Source organism: Tsukamurella sputi (assembly GCF_007858445.1).
Lineage (GTDB): Bacteria > Actinomycetota > Actinomycetes > Mycobacteriales > Mycobacteriaceae > Tsukamurella > Tsukamurella sputi.
Window position 1 is genome coordinate 696,974 of sequence record NZ_VIGV01000002.1, and the last position, 16,564, is coordinate 713,537.

Annotated in this window: 15 protein-coding genes and 1 riboswitch; of the genes, 9 read left to right on the forward strand and 6 right to left on the reverse strand. The window is 71.7% G+C overall.

The features are described from left to right. Positions 1-10: 10 nt before the first annotated feature. Positions 11-1,546: an FAD-dependent monooxygenase gene (locus tag FK268_RS08570; protein WP_146433073.1), complete on the reverse strand. Its 1,536-nt coding sequence runs from the start codon at positions 1,544-1,546 to the stop codon at positions 11-13. Between the two features lie 26 nt (positions 1,547-1,572). Next, complete coding sequence (locus FK268_RS08575) at positions 1,573-3,267, reverse strand: AMP-binding protein (RefSeq protein WP_231706985.1); 1,695 nt, start codon at positions 3,265-3,267, stop codon at positions 1,573-1,575. 120 nt (positions 3,268-3,387) lie between these two features. On the opposite strand from FK268_RS08575, the gene FK268_RS08580 reads away from it, so the two are divergent. Then, positions 3,388-4,242 carry an alpha/beta fold hydrolase gene (locus FK268_RS08580; RefSeq protein ID WP_146433075.1) on the forward strand — a complete coding sequence of 285 codons (855 nt, stop codon included), beginning with the start codon at positions 3,388-3,390 and terminating at the stop codon, positions 4,240-4,242. A 21-nt stretch (positions 4,243-4,263) separates the two neighbouring features. Here FK268_RS08580 and ftsY read toward each other — a convergent pair whose 3' ends face one another. Both ftsY and FK268_RS08590 read right to left on the reverse strand, forming a co-directional pair. Next, positions 4,264-5,751 (reverse strand): signal recognition particle-docking protein FtsY, encoded by a 1,488-nt coding sequence (ftsY, locus tag FK268_RS08585; protein WP_146433077.1) that lies wholly within the window; start codon positions 5,749-5,751, stop codon positions 4,264-4,266. Between the two features lie 24 nt (positions 5,752-5,775). Further along, the gene (locus FK268_RS08590) at positions 5,776-7,038 is read right to left on the reverse strand and encodes an FAD-dependent oxidoreductase (RefSeq protein WP_146433079.1); all 1,263 of its coding nucleotides are present in this window, start codon (positions 7,036-7,038) and stop codon (positions 5,776-5,778) included. A gap of 180 nt (positions 7,039-7,218) precedes the next feature. Between FK268_RS08590 and FK268_RS08595 the strand changes: the two genes are divergently transcribed. The 8 genes from FK268_RS08595 to FK268_RS08630 all read left to right on the forward strand — a co-directional run bounded on the left by FK268_RS08595 (position 7,219) and on the right by FK268_RS08630 (position 14,832). Continuing rightward, complete coding sequence (locus FK268_RS08595) at positions 7,219-7,815, forward strand: hypothetical protein (protein ID WP_146433081.1); 597 nt, start codon at positions 7,219-7,221, stop codon at positions 7,813-7,815. Beyond that, positions 7,785-8,789 (forward strand): hypothetical protein, encoded by a 1,005-nt coding sequence (locus FK268_RS25750; protein ID WP_146433083.1) that lies wholly within the window; start codon positions 7,785-7,787, stop codon positions 8,787-8,789. The genes FK268_RS08595 and FK268_RS25750 overlap by 31 nt, the downstream gene beginning before the upstream one ends. After that, entirely contained in the window at positions 8,786-9,646 is an 861-nt protein-coding gene (locus FK268_RS08605; RefSeq protein WP_231706986.1) for a hypothetical protein, read from the forward strand. The genes FK268_RS25750 and FK268_RS08605 overlap by 4 nt, the downstream gene beginning before the upstream one ends. Continuing rightward, on the forward strand, positions 9,643-10,449 hold the full coding sequence (locus tag FK268_RS08610) for a hypothetical protein (RefSeq protein WP_146433085.1): 807 nt from the start codon (positions 9,643-9,645) through the stop codon (positions 10,447-10,449). Before FK268_RS08605 ends, FK268_RS08610 begins: the two co-directional genes overlap by 4 nt. Beyond that, positions 10,446-11,921, forward strand: a complete 1,476-nt coding sequence (locus FK268_RS24730; RefSeq protein ID WP_193560255.1) for an ATP-binding cassette domain-containing protein — start codon at positions 10,446-10,448, stop codon at positions 11,919-11,921. The genes FK268_RS08610 and FK268_RS24730 overlap by 4 nt, the downstream gene beginning before the upstream one ends. 29 nt (positions 11,922-11,950) lie before the next feature. Beyond that, a riboswitch (cobalamin riboswitch) is annotated at positions 11,951-12,063 on the forward strand. Positions 12,064-12,104: 41 nt separating this feature from the next. Beyond that, on the forward strand, positions 12,105-13,082 hold the full coding sequence (locus tag FK268_RS08620; protein WP_158636075.1) for an ABC transporter substrate-binding protein: 978 nt from the start codon (positions 12,105-12,107) through the stop codon (positions 13,080-13,082). After that, positions 13,079-13,807 carry a (2Fe-2S) ferredoxin domain-containing protein gene (locus FK268_RS08625; RefSeq protein WP_146433089.1) on the forward strand — a complete coding sequence of 243 codons (729 nt, stop codon included), beginning with the start codon at positions 13,079-13,081 and terminating at the stop codon, positions 13,805-13,807. The genes FK268_RS08620 and FK268_RS08625 overlap by 4 nt, the downstream gene beginning before the upstream one ends. A 5-nt stretch (positions 13,808-13,812) precedes the next feature. Further along, entirely contained in the window at positions 13,813-14,832 is a 1,020-nt protein-coding gene (locus FK268_RS08630) for an LLM class flavin-dependent oxidoreductase (protein ID WP_146433091.1), read from the forward strand. Positions 14,833-14,835: 3 nt separating this feature from the next. Here FK268_RS08630 and FK268_RS08635 read toward each other — a convergent pair whose 3' ends face one another. Together FK268_RS08635 and nicT are read right to left on the reverse strand one after the other, a co-directional pair. Then, the gene (locus FK268_RS08635; RefSeq protein ID WP_205124469.1) at positions 14,836-15,402 is read right to left on the reverse strand and encodes a GNAT family N-acetyltransferase; all 567 of its coding nucleotides are present in this window, start codon (positions 15,400-15,402) and stop codon (positions 14,836-14,838) included. A 23-nt stretch (positions 15,403-15,425) separates the two neighbouring features. Further along, on the reverse strand, positions 15,426-16,556 hold the full coding sequence (gene nicT, locus FK268_RS08640) for a Nickel transporter NicT (RefSeq protein ID WP_438695975.1): 1,131 nt from the start codon (positions 16,554-16,556) through the stop codon (positions 15,426-15,428). Positions 16,557-16,564 lie beyond the last annotated feature (8 nt).

Consider the following 16,564-nt stretch of genomic DNA (forward strand, 5'->3'; position numbering starts at 1 on the left):
ACGCCGCGACTCACCCCACGGTGACGACGGCGTCCGCCCGGCCCGCGCCCACGGCCGCGGCACCCTCCGACCGCAGGGCCACGGGAATCTCCACGACCACGGTCTTGCCGGCCCAGCGCACGCGCTCGGCCAGGTCGATCCGAGCGCCCACGTCCGTCGGGCTCGACGGTCCGCCCAGCACTACGACGGGCGCGCCGGCACCGCGCAGCGCGGCGACGAGGTCGTCGTGCGCGGGCCCCCACACCTCCCCGCCGGTCCACTCGGCGCGGACGGCGTCGGCACCGTCGAGCCGCCCGGCCGGCAGCTCCCGCCGGGGCGCGGACAGTCCGGGCACCTCGAGCGGACGGCTCAGCACCCAGTCGTCGACGGTGCCGGGCGCAGCGACGGGCGCCTCCCCCAGTTCCCGCAGCGCGACGGCGGCGACCTGCGGGTACTCGGCGGCGTAGTGCTCGAGCCCGAGGTTCCCGGCGCGGGTCATGTAGGACAGGGCGATCCGCTCGGGCGCCTCGGCGGTGCGCTCGCGGAAGCTGGACCACCAGTTCTGGGAACGGGCGGCGAGGTGCTTGAACCGGCTCACGTACGGGCGGCGCGCGGCCTCGTAGGCGGCGAAGGCCTCGGCGACGTCCTCGTGCTCGGAGAGCGCCCGCGCCAGGGCGATGGCGTCCTCGAGCGCGAGCTTCGTGCCGGAGCCGATCGTGTAATGCGCGGTGTGCGCGGCGTCGCCGATGAGCACGACCTTGCCGATCGACCAGCGATCGAGGGAGACCGTCGGGAACTGCGCCCACCGGGTGCGGTTGGCCAGGAGCTTCCGGCCGCCGAGTTCCTCGGTGAAGACGTCCTCGAGCAGCGCGAGGCTGCGCTCATCGGACTCGCCGGCGGGGGTCTCGTCGGCGAACCGGTCCAGGCCCGCCGCACGGAAGGAGTGGTCGTCGGTCTCGATGAGGAAGGTGCTCCGGTCGTCGGCGTACGGGTAGGCGTGGACCACGAACGTGGCATCGCCCCGGGTGCGCCAGGTGAAGTTGGCGTCGTCGACCGCGAAATCGGTGCCGCACCACATGAAGTGGAGGCTGCCGTAGCTGACGGACGCGCCGAGCTCGTCGGCGAAGCGCTCCCGGACGGCGCTGCGCGCACCGTCGGCGGCGATGATCACGTCGGCCTCGATGTCGTCGATCCCCGTCTTCGCGCCGAGCCGGATGTCCACGCCCACCTCGAGCGCCGATTTGGTGAGCACCTCGAGCAGCACGGCGCGCCCGATCGCGAGGTTGCGGGCTCCGTGCAGCTCCACCTCGCGGTCGCCGGTGCGCAACACCAGGCTGTGCCCGTCGTGGCTCGCCTCGCGGAGCCGATCGGCGGTGACCGGATCCGCGGCGGCCATGTTGGACATGGTCGATTCGGTCAGTCCCACACCGAATCCGAAGGTCTCGCCGCTCGCGTCCGACCGCTCGTACACGGCGACCTGCGCGCGCGGGTCGCCGAGCTTGATCAGCCGCGCCGCGGCCAGACCGGCGGGCCCGCCGCCGATGATCGCTACCGTCCTGTTGCCCATGATCGTCTTCCTCGTATTCGTGTCGGTCAGCGCGCGGACTCGGCGCGCAGTGCTTCGGCGACCCGCTCGCGCAGGTCCTTCTTGGAGACCTTCCCCACGTTGGAGAGGGGGAACTGGTCGACGACCTCGATGCGCTCGGGGCGCTTGTACCCGGCGAGGCCCTGCGCGGTGAGGAACTCACCGATCGTCGCGACCGTCGGCGCGGGACGCCCGTCCTCGACGATGAGGTACGCGCACGCCTTCTCCCCCAGCACCGGGTCGGGCATGGCGACGAGCGCCGCACTGACGATGTCCGGGTGGCGCAGCAGCACCTCCTCGACCTCCTCCGCGTGGATCTTCTCGACGCCGCGGTTGATCACGTCCTTGATCCGCCCCTCGATCGAGTAGACGGTCACGCCGTCGATCACGTGGGCCCGCGCGAGATCGCCGGTGCGGTAGAAGCCGTCGGCGCTGAAGGCGTCGCGGTTGTGCTGCTCGGCGCGGTAGTAGCCGCGGATCGTGTACGGCCCTCGGGCGCAGAACTCGCCGATCTCGCCGACGGGCACCTCGTCGTCGCCGCCGATCTCGGCGATCCGCACCTCGTCGGCGGGCGAGACCGGTGCGCCCACGCTGTGGTGCCGGACGTCCTCGCCGGCACCGTCGGGCGTCACGAGGAACATCCCCTCGGCCATGCCGAACATCTGCCGCACCGGGATGCCCAGCTCGTCACGCAGCCGGATCGAGACCTCCTCGGGCAGCGCCTGCCCACCGACGATGAGGTCGACGACGCTGGAGAGGTCCGCGGTGGCGCTGCGCGGCTCCTCCAGCAGGCGCACCACGAGCGCGGGCGGCATGAGCGGCAGCACCGTGGGCCGCTCGGCCTCGATGAGGTCGAGCAGCTCGGGGATCTTCGGCGTGGGCGCGAGGACCACGGTGGATCCGCTGAGCAGCGCCGGCTGGAGGGCGAGGGCGATGCCGGCGTTGTGCATCACCGGCAGCGGGTAGAGGATCCGGGTCTCGGTGCCCCATCCCAGCGCGCGGGCCCAGGCGCGGGCGTTGTGCACGTACTCCTCGTGCAGGCGGGGCGCGACCTTCGGCAGGCCGGTCGTGCCGCCGGAGAGCTGGAACAGGGCGATCTGCTCGGGATCGACCGCGGGGGCCGCCGGTGCCGTCGCGCCGGCCGCGAGCAGGTCCTCGTACGTCGGGGTGGCACCGATCGCGGCACCGCGAGCGACGATGACGACCGGAAGCGCACCGTCGGCGTGCAGGGCGGAAGCGACGGCGATGGTCTGCCCCTTGCCGTAATCGCCCTGGACGACGGTGGCCCGGGCGCCGACGTGCTCGGCGAGCAGGCCGATCTCGCGGACGCCGTGCTGCGGCAGGGTGCAGACGGGGCGCAGGCCGGCGATGAGTGCGCCGAGGTAGGCGACGACGGTCTCCGCGACATTGCCCATCTGGAACATGATCGGTTCGCCCGGCCGCAGGTCCGTGGCGGAGAGGACGCCGCGGGCGAACCGGTCCGCGCGGTCGAACAGCTCCGCGTAGGTCCAGCGGACCTCGGGCGTGATCAGGGCCGCGCGCTCGGCGAAGACGCCCGCCGCTGCGCGGAGTTCGTCCGGGAGGGAGGAGCCGCGCCACAGCCCCTCGTCCCGGTACCTGCGCACGTACTCGTCGGGGTAGGCAACGAGGCCGGGCTCGTGGAAGGGGCTGGTCATCTGCATCACCGCAATCGTCTCTGACATAGAAGTCAAATTATCAACACAACTGTTGACAATCAAGGGGTTCGCGGAGTTTTCTTGACATCGACGTTGAAATCTCGCCATCGACGTATCGTTGCTTCACCCGCACAAGGAGACCTCACCATGACCACCGCCACCGCCCCCGTGGAATCGATCACCCTCGTCGCCGACGACGTCTCGCTCGCCGCCCGCATCGCCCGTCCCGCCGGTACCTCGCGCGCCCTGATCCTCGCCGTGCACGGCGGCACCTACGACTCCGAGTACTTCGAGGTGGGCGACGATTCCCTGCTCGCGATCGCCCCCGCGCTCGGCTACACCGTGGTCGCCGTGGACCGCCCGGGCTACGGCGGCAGCGCCGACGTCGCCGCGGATCGCCTGGGCTTCGACGCCCAGGCGAGGATCCTCACCGCCGCGATGGACGGACTCGCCGCGAGCTTCGACCTCCCCGTCGTGCTCGTCGGCCACTCGATCGGCGGCATGCTCGCGCTGCTCGTCGCGGCGTCGTCGAGCACGCCCCGCGGCGTCGAGGTCAGCGGGCTCGGCGAGCTGTGGCAGCCCGGCATCCGTGAGATGTGGGGCGGCCTGCGCGGCGACGCGCCGTCGATCGCGCTACCGCCCGAGGCGCACGCCGGCGTCATGCTGGGACCGGAGGGCACCTACCCCGCGGCCGCGACCGCCCGCGACGGGGAGCTGCTGCGCCCCATGCCGATGCCCGAGCTGTACGACGTCGTCGACTGGGCCGACCGGCTGCCCGCGGTCGGCGCCGCGGTGAGCGCACCCGTCCGCCTGACCTTCGCGGCGCACGACAACATCTGGCGCTCCGACGACGAGGCCGTCGCCGCCGTCGCGCGACACTTCACCGCCGCACCCTTCGCCGCCACGCTGATGGCGGACGTCGGCCACTCCATCGAGTTGCACCACATGGCCCGCGCGTACGTGCTCAGCCAGCTCTCGTTCGTCGAGCAGGTCCTGGCCTGATCGATCGCCAGGACGAGGGAACTACCCCAGCAGGGCGTCGACGAACGCGGCCGGCTCGAACGGCGCCAGGTCGTCGGCGCCCTCGCCGAGGCCCACGAGCTTCACCGGCACGCCCAGTTCGTGCTGCACGGCGTAGACGATGCCACCCTTGGCGGTGCCGTCCAGCTTGGTGAGCACGACGCCGGTGATATCCACGACCTCCGCGAAGACCTTCGCCTGCGCGAGGCCGTTCTGGCCGATGGTCGCATCGAGAACCAGGAGCACCTCGTCGACCTTGGCCTTCTTCTCGACGACGCGCTTGACCTTGTCCAGCTCGTCCATCAGGCCGGTCTTGGTGTGCAGGCGGCCGGCGGTGTCGATCATGACGACGTCGACACCCTGCTCCGTGCCCTTGGCCACGGCGTCGAAGGCGACGGCGGCGGGGTCGGCCCCCTCCTTGCCGCGCACCACCTCGGCGCCGACGCGCTCGCCCCAGGTCTGCAGCTGATCAGCCGCGGCGGCACGGAAGGTGTCCGCAGCGCCCAGCAGCACCCGGCGGCCGTCGGCCACCAGGACCCGGGCGAGTTTGCCGGTGGTCGTGGTCTTGCCCGTGCCGTTGACGCCGACCACCAGCAGGACCGACGGTGCGCCCGCGTGCGGCAGGGCCTTGATGCTGCGGTCGTACTCGGGGTGCAGCTCCTCGATCAGCACCTGGCGGAGAAGCGCCCGGGCCTCGGCGGCGCTGGAGACGCCCTGCGTCGCGATCCGGTCGCGCAGCTTCTCGACCACGGCCATCGTCGTGGGGGTACCGAGGTCCGCGAGCAGCAGCGTGTCCTCGATCTCCTCCCAGGAGTCCTCGTCCAGGTCGCCCGCGCCGAGCAGGCCCAGCAGCGACGCACCCACCGTCGACTGCGAGCGCGCGAGCCGGCCCTTGAGCCGGTCCAGGCGGCCCGCCGTCGGGGCGATCTCGTCCAGCTGCGGGGCCGACGGTGCCGCATCCTCCGCCGGAGCGGCGGGCGCCGCAGGTGCGGCCGGCGCCTCGGGCGCCTCGGGCTCGGGCTCGGGCTCGGGCTCGGCAGGAGCCTCCGGCTCAGCAGGCGCGATGGGCGCCGAGTCCTCGATCAGCTCGATCTCGGTGGGCACCTCCGGAGCGACGTTCGCGATGCCGGGGTCGATCTCCTCGGCCTCGGCGAGGCGAGCGTCCGCCTGCGCCTGCTCAGCCTCGGCGGCCTCCTGCTCACGGCTCTCCTGCAGGTTCTTGAGCGAGACCTGGGGCGCGGCTTCGACCTTCGGCGCGGGCGGCGCCTTCGGCACCAGCGGCACGGGCTCGGCCTCGCGGGTTCCCTCACTGAACGTGAAGCCGCCGCCGGCCTTGTACCCGCCCGACTTGTCGAGGCTCTTCGGCTCCGGAGTCTCGTCCTTCAGCGACACCCGCCGGCGCTTGTTCAGGTAGAAGCCGGTGGCCAGAGCCACCAAGACCACGAGGATGACGGCGACGGCGATGAGGATCGCGATGGTGGAAGTGCTCACGCCTCGACTGTAGTCAACGGCCGCTCAGCGACCGGCGGCGCTGCGCGCGGCGCGGCGACGGGCCCACGCCGGCGCATGCTCGGGAAGGGGCCCGATCGCGATCATCCGGGCGGTCACGCCCTGGAGGACGGGAAACCGGCGGAGCACCCGCAGCGGCAGTGGCAAGGCGGTGGCACCGTGGGTCCCCGCCACGGGTCCGGCGAGGGCGGGCGCGAGAATCGCGCGGTGGATCCCGCGCTGCACGCCCTGGATCACCACGGTCGGCAGCCACCGTCGCCGCTGGACCTTCGCCAGCAGCCGTGCCGGAACCGCACCGCGGGAGCGCAGAGTGGGCCCGAGTATCCGAGCGGCGGCTACCGCGTCGGCGACGGCCAGGTTGATCCCGACACCGCCCACAGGTGACATGGCGTGCGCCGCGTCGCCCAGAAGAAGCAGGCCGTCCGCGTACCAGCGACGGAGCCGGTTGAGCTCGACGTCGAGAAGTTTGACGTCGTCCATCGATGCGACGGAATCGAGCCGGTCGGCCGTCCAGGGCAGCAGCGCGGCCACGTCGCGGCGGAATTCCTCGATGCCGGCCGACCGGAGAGCCGCGTCGTGCCCCTTGGGGATGACGTAGGCGCACTGCCAGTACTCGCCCCGGTCGATGGTGATCGCGAACCGCCCGACGCTGAGCCGTCCGAAGACCCCGTCGGGGTCGGTGCTCGTACGCGGCAGCCGGAACCACAGCACGTCCATCGGTACCCCGAAGCGACGCGGCCTGATCCCGGCGGCGGCGCGGACGGCGGACGACCGGCCGTCGCACGCAACCGTCAGAGACGCCGCCAGGTCGTGCTCGGTGCCCGTCGCGCGGTCGCGATAGCGCACGCCGACGACGGTGTCGTCCTGCCGGAGCACGTCGATGACTTCCGCGTCACGGATCAGAGTGAAGGTGCGCTCCTCCGCCGCAGCTGCGGCGAGGAGATCGAGCAGGTCCCACTGCGGCGCGAACGCGATGTTCCTGTGCGCGCCGGGTAACCGGCGGAAGTCGGCGACCGGAGCCTCGCCCGCATCGAGCCGGACCGTCATCCGTTCGACGTCACGGTGCGGCATCGCCGCGAACCGCTCGCCGAGGCCGAGTTCGTCGAGCAGGGTCAGGGTCGAGGCGTGCACCGTGTCGCCGCGGAAGTCGCGCAGGAAGTCGGAGTGCTTCTCCAACACGGTGACTCGCACCCCGCCGCGCGCGAGCAGGAGTCCGAGCACCATGCCCGCGGGGCCGCCGCCCACGACGGCGCACTCATTATTCATCATGTGTTGAAATCTACTCCAGGCGTGACGCGCGGACAAGAGCGAGCGGCGTCCGGGCACCGCTGCGATCGAGATCACGGATCCCGGATCGCGGTGATCAGAACTCTTCGCGGGCCGTACGACCACAACTAGCGTTCAGCTTCCATCGGGCTCCCCACCTCCTGAAGAAAGCGAGATCGCCCCATGCGCACTCCCCTTCCCCGCCGGACCTTCGTCGCCGCGGTGGCCGTCACGGCGGCCGCAGCGGCGGGCGTCGTCGCCGCGCCCGCCGCGAACGCCGACACCCTCACGGGCACGTTCTCGATCGACTCGGGTTCCTACTTCCGGATGATCCTGCCCAGCGGCACCTCCTCGGGCCCGTTCCTCGCGAACGGCAACTCGACCGACTCGGACAAGACGATCACCCCGCTCTCCGGGTCGTTGACCTCGGGCTCGTACCAGGGCCAGGTGACCTCGGCGCGCACCTTCTTCGGCTCCGACTTCGTGACCTCGACCAAGGCCACCGACCCGCAGACCGGCTCGACGACGGCCGTCCCGACGATCACCCGCAACGGCTCGTCGCTGTCGGGTGACCTCTCGGCGTTCGGCGTCGCCTGGAACGGGCAGGTCTTCAACCAGGGTGCACCGAAGCCGGGGGGCGGCCTCCCGGGCAAGACCAGCCGCGTCACCGGCTCGATCAACGGCTCCAGCTACACCCTCACCTGGACCAGCCAGATCGTCGGCGGACCGTTCAACAACTTCACCGGCCTGTGGCATCTCACCGGTACGTACAGCAAGTAGCCGGTCCGGCCGGCGCGACGGCGGCGTTGCTCGGGGGCGTCCCCCGGCTGCGGGCGGTCGCGCCGCCCCGCACCGCGGCGGCGGCTCCCGCTCGTCTCTGGCCCGCGTGGATCCTCCTCGTTGCGGGGCTGGCCCTGGCACTGGGCTCGGTGGCGGGCGGGCTGCCCACCACCTCCGCCGGCGCGACGAAGATGCTCGACGCCTTCTCGCCGCACCTGACGCCGGCATCGCTGGATCGCCTCGACGGTGACGTCGACGGGATCTCCCGCTTCGGGGCAGCCACCCGCGCGGAGTCCGCGGCGGGCCGTCTCACCGGTGCGCCGCGCACCGCCGACTACGCGAACCGGTCGGTGGACATCGAGACCAACGCCCGCGAGCTGCTCGCCTCGGCCCGGGCGGCGAAGCCCGACGTCGACGCCCTCGCCCGGATCCGCGGACTCGGGACGCTCCCCCAGCTGCTCCTGCTCGTGGGGATCGTGCTGGCGGTCGCCGGCGCGGTGCTTCTGCGTTCCCGATCGGCGCCGCAGCGGCGATGGGCGAGCGCAGCCGCGGCGGTCGGTGCCGTCGTCCTCCTGGTGCATCCCTTCGCCTCCGGGCTGGCGGGCGGCTCCGGATCGGCGGGACGCGTGATCGACCGGTTCGCTCCGATCATGACCGAGCAACAGGTCGTGCGCCTCCAGCACGACTTCCTCTCCCTGGTCGGCGCCGTCGGGGAGATCGACCGCGGCACCGCGGTCCGGCGCACGCCGGAGGTCCGCGCCTTCACCGCCTCCTGGCAGACGGTCTCCTCCGACCTCGCGTCGCTCACCGGCGCGATCAACGACAACCTCCCCGACTACCGGCGTCTGGCATCCACCAACGCCGCGCTTCCGACACCCGGCGGGACCTTCGCGGTCCTGCCCTGGGCGGAGCTCGCCCTCGGCGTCGTCGTGGCGGGCGCCCTGGTCGGGTCCCGACGAAAGGCCCTCCCATGAGAGCGATCTCGGCTCCACGCCGGACCACGCGGCGCGTCGGCGCGCTCGCGCTCATCGCTGTGATCGCAGCGGCGTCCGCGGCATGCGGCTCGCCAGCACCGTCGCAGCCGGAGAATCCCGAGCAGCTCGTCGGACTCTTCCGTTTCACGCCCGGTGGATTCGCCGGCGGGAAGCCGACGGGCACCTACTTCAAGATGGCGATCGTCGGCGGCACGGCCGACGGGCCCTTCGTGAACAACGCCAACTCGCCGATCGACGAAGGCCGGGTCACCGCCCTGCGGCCGGGCTCCGCGGGCGGCCTGCGCACCGGCGCCTATCAGTCGGAGGCGAAACCCGGTTTCCGTAACGGTGATTCGCTCTCGGGATCGGTCATCACGCCGACGAAGTTCTTCGACGTGCTGTTCGGGATCTCGACGAACGCCGTCGACCCGCAGACCCTCGCGGCCCTCCCGACCCCCTCGGTGACGCGGACCGGCACGCGGCTGACCGCGGACGTCTCCGCCTGGGCCGCGTCGTGGAACAACCAGGAGTTCAATCAGGGCGCACCGAAACCCGTCGCGCGCACCGACGCCGCCGCGGCGGGCCAGGAACAGGTCGCGAAGGCCTGGGACGTCGTCTCGCAGCGCTGGCTGGCCCAGCCCGCCGCAGCGAAGTCCACCGGCCCCACCGCGACCGGGACCTTCGACCCCGCCACCCGGCGCTTCACTCTCGACTGGACGAGCCACATCCAGGGCGGACCGTTCAACGACTTCACGGGCGTCTGGCACCTGGAGGGCGTCTTCGAGCCCGGACTCCCTCCCACCGCCGCCGGTCCGCCCGCGTCTCCCCATTCCTCCGCACCGAAGAAGGCACCATGACCCGCATCCCGCCCGCGCTCGCCCGCACCGTCGTCACCGCCGCCCTCGCGGTCGCGGTCCCCGTCGCCGGCAGTGCGACGGCGGCCCCGACTCCGAAGCCTGCACCGAATCCGGCACCGTCTCCGGGCAGTTCGACAACGTCCCCGTCCGCTGCTGCGAAGCCGACCGGGGCGACGTCGTCGACGGGAAAGCCCGGGGGTGCGGCGTCCACCGTCGTGCCCGGCGTGAACCCGGCCGACATCCAGTGCCCGCTCGGCTGGCCCAAGCCGCGGGAGAAAGGCGGCCTGGCCTCCCTCATCCTGCTCGCACCCGCAGCCGGTGCGTTCACCGACGAGGCCTTCGCCGCCGGCCAGGCCTACGATCCGATCCTCAGCCTGTTCGGCCCCTTCCTCGCCGCGATCAAACCCGTGATCGAGCAGTCGCAGCCTGCGCTCGCAGGCCCCGTCGGCGCGCTCAACGCCGCCGAGCAGGCCGTCTACGACGCGATCAAGCCCCTCTACGCGCAGTACCGGCCCAAGGTCATCGAGGCCCTGACCAAGACCGGCGACGACCTCGCGCCCGCCCTCCAGGAGCTGGCCGCCACACCCGCCGCCGCGTGCCTCGTGGCCTGGGAGGACCAGGTCCTCGTCGGCCTGCAGACCGGGAAGTGGTCGCCCATCGCCACCGGCGGGCTGGCCGCGCTCGGCGAGCTCGCCACGAGCGGCAAGGGCGGCGGGGCCGCGCAGGCGGCACCGGCCACAAAGCCGGGCGCGAAGCCCGCCACACCGAAGCCCGGCACGACCGTCGCCGCGAAGCCGCGGTGATCGAACTCTCCGGGGTCACGGTCCGCTACGGCGGGGCGGTGGCCGTCGAGGACGTGACCTTCACCGCACAGTCGGGCGAGGTCACGGGGCTGATCGGCCCGAACGGCGCCGGGAAGTCGACCACCCTGCGGCTGATCGCCGGTCTGGAGCACCCTGCGTCCGGGACGGTCACGATCGACGGCCTACTCTACGCCGATCTCCCGAACCCGGGCTCCGCGATCGGCGTCCTCCTCGACGCCGGTTGGGCGTCGCCGACGCGGACCGCGCGCGAGCACCTGCGCTGGATGGCGGCGGCGATCGGGCTGCCTGGCGACCGTGTCATCGCGGCGCTGGAGCTGGTCGGCCTCCAGGACGTGGCCGACCGGCCCGTCGGCGGCTTCTCGTTGGGCATGCGGCAGCGGCTCGCGATCGCGGGCGCGGTGCTCGGTGACCCGCCGGTCATCGTCCTCGACGAGCCGGTCAACGGCCTCGATCCCGAGGCCATCGCGTGGATCCGCCGTACGCTCCGCGCCCTCGCCGACGAGGGGCGGACGGTTCTGCTGTCGTCGCACCTGCTGAGCGAGCTGGAGCAGACCGCGGACCGGATCGTCGCGCTGCACGAGGGCCGCGTGGTCGCGGATGCACCGCTCGCCGAACTCATCGAGCCCGCGCCGCCGGGGCGCTCAGGGCTCGAGGAGCTGTACTTCCGGCTCACGGGCGACGACGGTGCCGACACCCCCGCTCGCGCAGAGGCCCCCGCCCGGCCGCCCGGCGTCGTTCGACGGTCCGTCGCCGCAGAATCCCGGAAGTCGCTGACCTCCCGCGGTTTCCGCGCTGCGCTCGGCGGCGCGCTCGGCGCGGCCCTCGCGGTGGCCGTGGTCGTGGGCGTCTTCTCGCCGGTCTTCCGCGACGCGTCCGTGACCACCGCGGCGTACGGTGCCGGGCTCGTCGGCGGAGCGCTCATCGTGGTTGCCGGAACCCTGCTGATCGGCCTCGATCGCGAGCACGGCACCCTGGCGCTGACGCGGATACTGCTCCCCCGGTCGCTGCTCGGCTACGGCGCGAAGGCACTGGTGGCCGGCGTATCGGGCGCCGCGACCGGGCTGCTGAGTGCGGTGCTCGCCATCGTGATCGCGCTCGTCACCGGGCTTGCCTCTCCCGGCCGCGAGGTGCTGCACCTCCTCATCAGCATCCCGGTCGCGGGCGTCCTCCTGGCGGTGCTCGGGCTCGCCGTCGGGCATCTCGTCCCGTCCACGACGGCGGCGGTCGGGGTCGTGCTCGGCTGGTGGTTCCTCGTGGAGGCGATCGCGGTGCCCGCGCTGCCCTTCGGTCGTGCGCTGGCGGCGTGGCTGCCCGCGACCAGCGCGCAGTTCGGGACGATCGGCGTCCCCGCCCACACGGCGGCGTGGTCGCCGTGGATCTCGGTGGCGATCCTCGCCGCATGGACTGCCGTTCTCAGTGCGATCGCCGCGGTCCGGGAACGCCGGGCCTGACGCCGCCGTCGGCCGCCACGCCGCCTGCTAACGTCGAAGTCCGATTCGGTCAGGGGAACCCGGTGGGATTCCGGGACTGGCGCGCAACGGTGTGGGGCAACACGCTCCGAGTCCGATACCCGGCCGACTCGCATGTGTCCATCGCCGCCCCGCGCACGGGCTGCCGACGAAAGAGTGAAAACCATGCGCTCTGCCGCCCTTCTCGCACCCGTCGTCGCCGCCGCGACGCTCCTCGCCGGATGCGGCACCGCCGATCAGGCGGCCGCTCCGAGTAGCCGGGCGAACGGGAGATTCCCGGTCACCGTCAGCACCTGCGACTTCGCCTCCGAAGTCAAGGCCGAGCCGCGACGGATAGTCACGATGAACCAGGGCGCGACCGAGGTGGCGCTCGCTCTCGGCGTCGCCGATCGGATGGTGGGTACGGCGTACCTCGACGACGCCGTCGCACCACGCTTCCAGGCCGATTACGCCAGGATCCCCGTGCTCGCGGCGAAGTACCCGACGCAGGAGAAGATGCTGTCGGTGCGGCCGGACCTGGTCTACGGCTCGTACAACTCCGCATTCAGCGAGAAGAACGCCGGCGATCGCGCGAAATTGCAGGGGCAGGGCATCGCGACGCTGCTGGCACCGTCGGGCTGCGCGAAGAAGCCGGAGCGCGCATCGTGGGACCTGATCTGGGAGGAGCTGACCGACGCCGGTAGGGCCTTCGGCACCGAGGATGCCGCCGCGAAGCTCATCGCACAGCAGAAGGCCGAGCTCGAGAGCCCTGCCCTCAAGGGCGCGGCGAAGGGCCAGCGCATCCTGTGGTGGGATTTCGGCGCCAACTCGGGCCTGAACGTGGGCGCCGGCAAGGGCAGCCCGCAGCTGATCATCGACTCGGTCGGCGGCGTGAACGTCTTCGCGGACCAGCCGGGTAACTGGGCGGAGATCTCGATGGAGAACGTCGTGGGCACGAATCCCGACGTGATCGTCGTCGCGGATGCGTCCGGCCATCCGGCGCAGGAGCGGATCGACCAGGCACGCAAGGATCCGGCGATGGGTCAGCTGCGTGCGGTCCGCGAGAACCGCTTCGTGGTCATCCCGTTCTCGGAGACCACGTCCGGCGTCCGCCTGCTCGACGGTGCGCGCCGCGTCGCGGACGGGATCAAGGCCCTGCCGTGACGGCGGTCCTGGTGGGCATGTCCGCCGGCGTCGACCCCGCTGAGCTGCGTTCCCTCGCCGCGAATGCGGGAGCCGAGCCGGCGTTCCTGCAGGTCCACGACCCCGCGCTGGTCGACGTCCTGACGACGGTGGCCGACCGCGGCACTTCCGACCTCCTGCTGATCGGCACAGGGTGGGCGCAGCCCGGCCCGAAGCGGTCGTGGTTGCGCCGGGTCGCCGCGCACTGGCTCCGGAGCTACGACGGAGCGCCGACCGTCCGGCTCTCCCCGCAACTGCTCGCCGCACCCGATGCCGGCCTGCTCGCCGCCGCGATCGCCGCGGGTGGATCGCCGATGACGGATGACGCGGCGCCACTGCACTCCCCCGCGTGGGAGGACGTGCCACGGCACCGGCACCAGGTGCTGATCTGCCGCGGCCCGCGCTGCTCCGCGCTGGGCGCGTCGGCGCTGACCTCCGCCTTCGGCGACGAGCTGCGCCGCGCGGGGCTCGGCGACGATGACGCCCTGATCACCGTCACCGGCTGCCAGTTCCCGTGCAATCACGCGCCCGTCGTGACGGTCCAGCCGGATGACGCCTGGTACGGACGGGTCAGCGTCGACGACGTGCCCGACCTCGTCGAGCGGCACCTCGTCGGCGAGGCGCGCGTGGAGGGCCTCGCGCTGCCCCGGGAACGTTCCCCAGCCCGACGGTCCGCGGAATATTCGGACCGTGGTCCGGGGTTGTAGCGGCCATGAAGAAGATCGGCTTCCTGTCCTTCGGCCATTGGTCGGACTCGCCCGGCTCGCGGACCCGGACCGCGGCCGACGTCCTGCATCAGTCGATCGATCTCGCTGTGGCGGCCGAGGAGGTGGGTGCCGATGGCGCCTACTTCCGTGTGCACCACTTCGCGCGGCAGCTCGGCTCGCCGTTCCCGTTGCTCGCCGCGGTCGGTGCGAAGACGTCGCGGATCGAGATCGGCACCGGCGTGATCGACATGCGCTACGAGAACCCGCTGTACATGGCGGAGGACGCGGGCGCCGCGGATCTCATTGCGGGCGAGCGGCTGCAGCTCGGCGTGAGTCGGGGATCGCCCGAGCAGGTGATCGAGGGCTACAAGTACTTCGGCTACCAGCCGTCCGAGGGGAAGACCGACGCCGATATGGGCCGCGAGCACACCGAGGTGCTGCTCAAGGTGCTCGAGGGCGGCGGTTTCGCGCAGCCGAACCCGCGCCCGATGTTCCCCAACCCGCCGGGTCTGCTGCGCGTGGAGCCGCACTCCCCCACGCTGCGGGACCGGATCTGGTGGGGCGCCGCATCCGACGCGACCGCGGAGTGGGCGGCGAAGCTCGGCATGAACCTCATGAGTTCGACGCTCAAGACCGACGAGTCGGGCGAGCCCTTCCACGTGCAGCAGGCGAACCAGATCCGCAAGTTCCGCGCGGCCTGGGCCGAGGCGGGGCACGATCACGAGCCGCGGGTCTCCGTGAGCCGCAGCATCATGCCCATCATCGACGACGAGAGCCGCGCCTACTTCGGCCACGAGCGCTCCAGCGATGACCAGTTCGGCGTGATCGACGACTTCCGTGCCGTCTTCGGCCGCACCTACGCGGGCGAGCCGGACGAGCTCGTCGAGCAGCTCCGCGACGACGAGGGCATCGTCGAGGCCGACACCGTGCTGGTGACCGTCCCCAATCAGCTGGGCGTGGAGTACAACACCCGCCTGCTGGAATCCTTGGTCAAGGACGTGGCCCCGGCCCTCGGCTGGCGCTGACCGCTACAGCCGACGCCGCATCAGGACGCGGGTGAATCCGTTCAGCACTGAGGTGGTCTCCATGACGTACTCGAAGCCTGCGCGCTCGAACAGCGCGCGGGTGCCGACGTAGGCCATCGTGAGATCCACCTTCGCACCCTGGTTGTCCACGGGGTACGCCTCCACCACGGAGGCGCCGTGGGAGCGGGCGAATTCCACGGCGCCGGCGACGAGGTGGTGGCTGATCCCCTGCTTGCGGTGGCCGGGTCGCACACGCACGCACCACAGGGACCACGGATCGTCGTGCCCCTCGACGTGCGGGATGCGACGGTTCGTCGCGAAGCTGGTGTCCGACCGCGGATGGATCGCCGCCCAGCCGACGGGTTCGACACCGTCGTAGGCGAGGACGCCGGGCGGCGGGTCCTCCGCGCAAAGACCTCGCATCCGCTCGAACCGCGCGGGACCGCGCAGCGTCTGGTTCTCGACGGAGCCGATGCGGTACGAGAGGCAGAAGCAGTTGCTGGAGGTCTCCTTCTTCGGCCCCAGTATCTGCCTCACGTCCTCGAAGACGTCCGCCGCGCGCACCTCGATACCGGTCACGCGCACACGCTAGCTCAGCGTGCGGTCCAGCGGTCCTCGATCCGTCCGTAGCGCCAGATCAGCAGTGCGACGGCCCAGACCGCGACGAACAGGCCCACGATCACGAAACCCGCGTAGTCCAGATCGATCGACGCGATCCAGCCCAGCGGCCCGGTGTCGACGTGCGCCCGTTCGGCGAGCACGCCCAGCAGTTCGACGGTGCCGATCGCGAGCGCGACGGCGACGGACAGCGAGGTGATCGTGATGTTGTAGTAGACCTTCCGCACCGGCTTCGCGAAGGCCCAGCCGTAGGCGGCGTTCATGAAGACCCCGTCGATGGTGTCCAGGAGCGACATCCCCGCCGCGAACAGGATGGGCAGCACGAGAATGCAGTAGAAGGGCAGGGTGAACGCGGCCATGCCGCCGGCGAGCACCAGCAGGCCGACCTCGGTCGCGGTGTCGAAGCCGAGGCCGAACAGAATTCCCACGGGATAGATGTGCCAGGGCTTGCGGACCGAGCCGGCGACTCCGCGCAGCAGGCGGTTCATGAGGCCGCGGTTGTTCAGCCGGTCCTCGAGTTCGGCCTCGTCGTACTGCCCGGACCGCATGTCGCGGAAGACCTTCACGATGCCGACGAGCACCACGAGGTTGATGATGCCCAGGATCCACAGGAAGACGCCGGACACCGAGGTGCCGATGAAGCCGAGGATGGTCTGCATCGTCGAGTTCTCGTCCTCGACGGGCCCGACCAGGGCGCGCACGCCCAGCGCCAGCAGGGCGGCAAGGCCGAAGACGACCGTCGAGTGCCCGAGTGAGAACCAGAATCCCACCGACAGCGGCCGTCTCGGATTGCGCTCGCCAGTGGCGATCCGGTTCTCCCGGTCGGCGAGCAGCTTGCGGGTGGTGTTGTCGACAGCGGCGATGTGGTCGGCGTCGAAGGCGTGCCGCAGGCCGAAGGTGTAGGCGAGCAGGCCGATACCGATGGTGAACTCGCCGCCGTCGCCGATCCGGTAGTGCCCGGGGACGATCAGCAGGACGAGGGCGCCGAAGCCCACGACGTGCAGCGCGATCACGGTCGTCGTCATCCCGAGCAGCGATCGCCGGTCACCCGGGCCCAGCGCTGTCCACGCCGCCCGCAGACGGTGCGCGGTGGGAGAATGCGTCACGGAGTCCA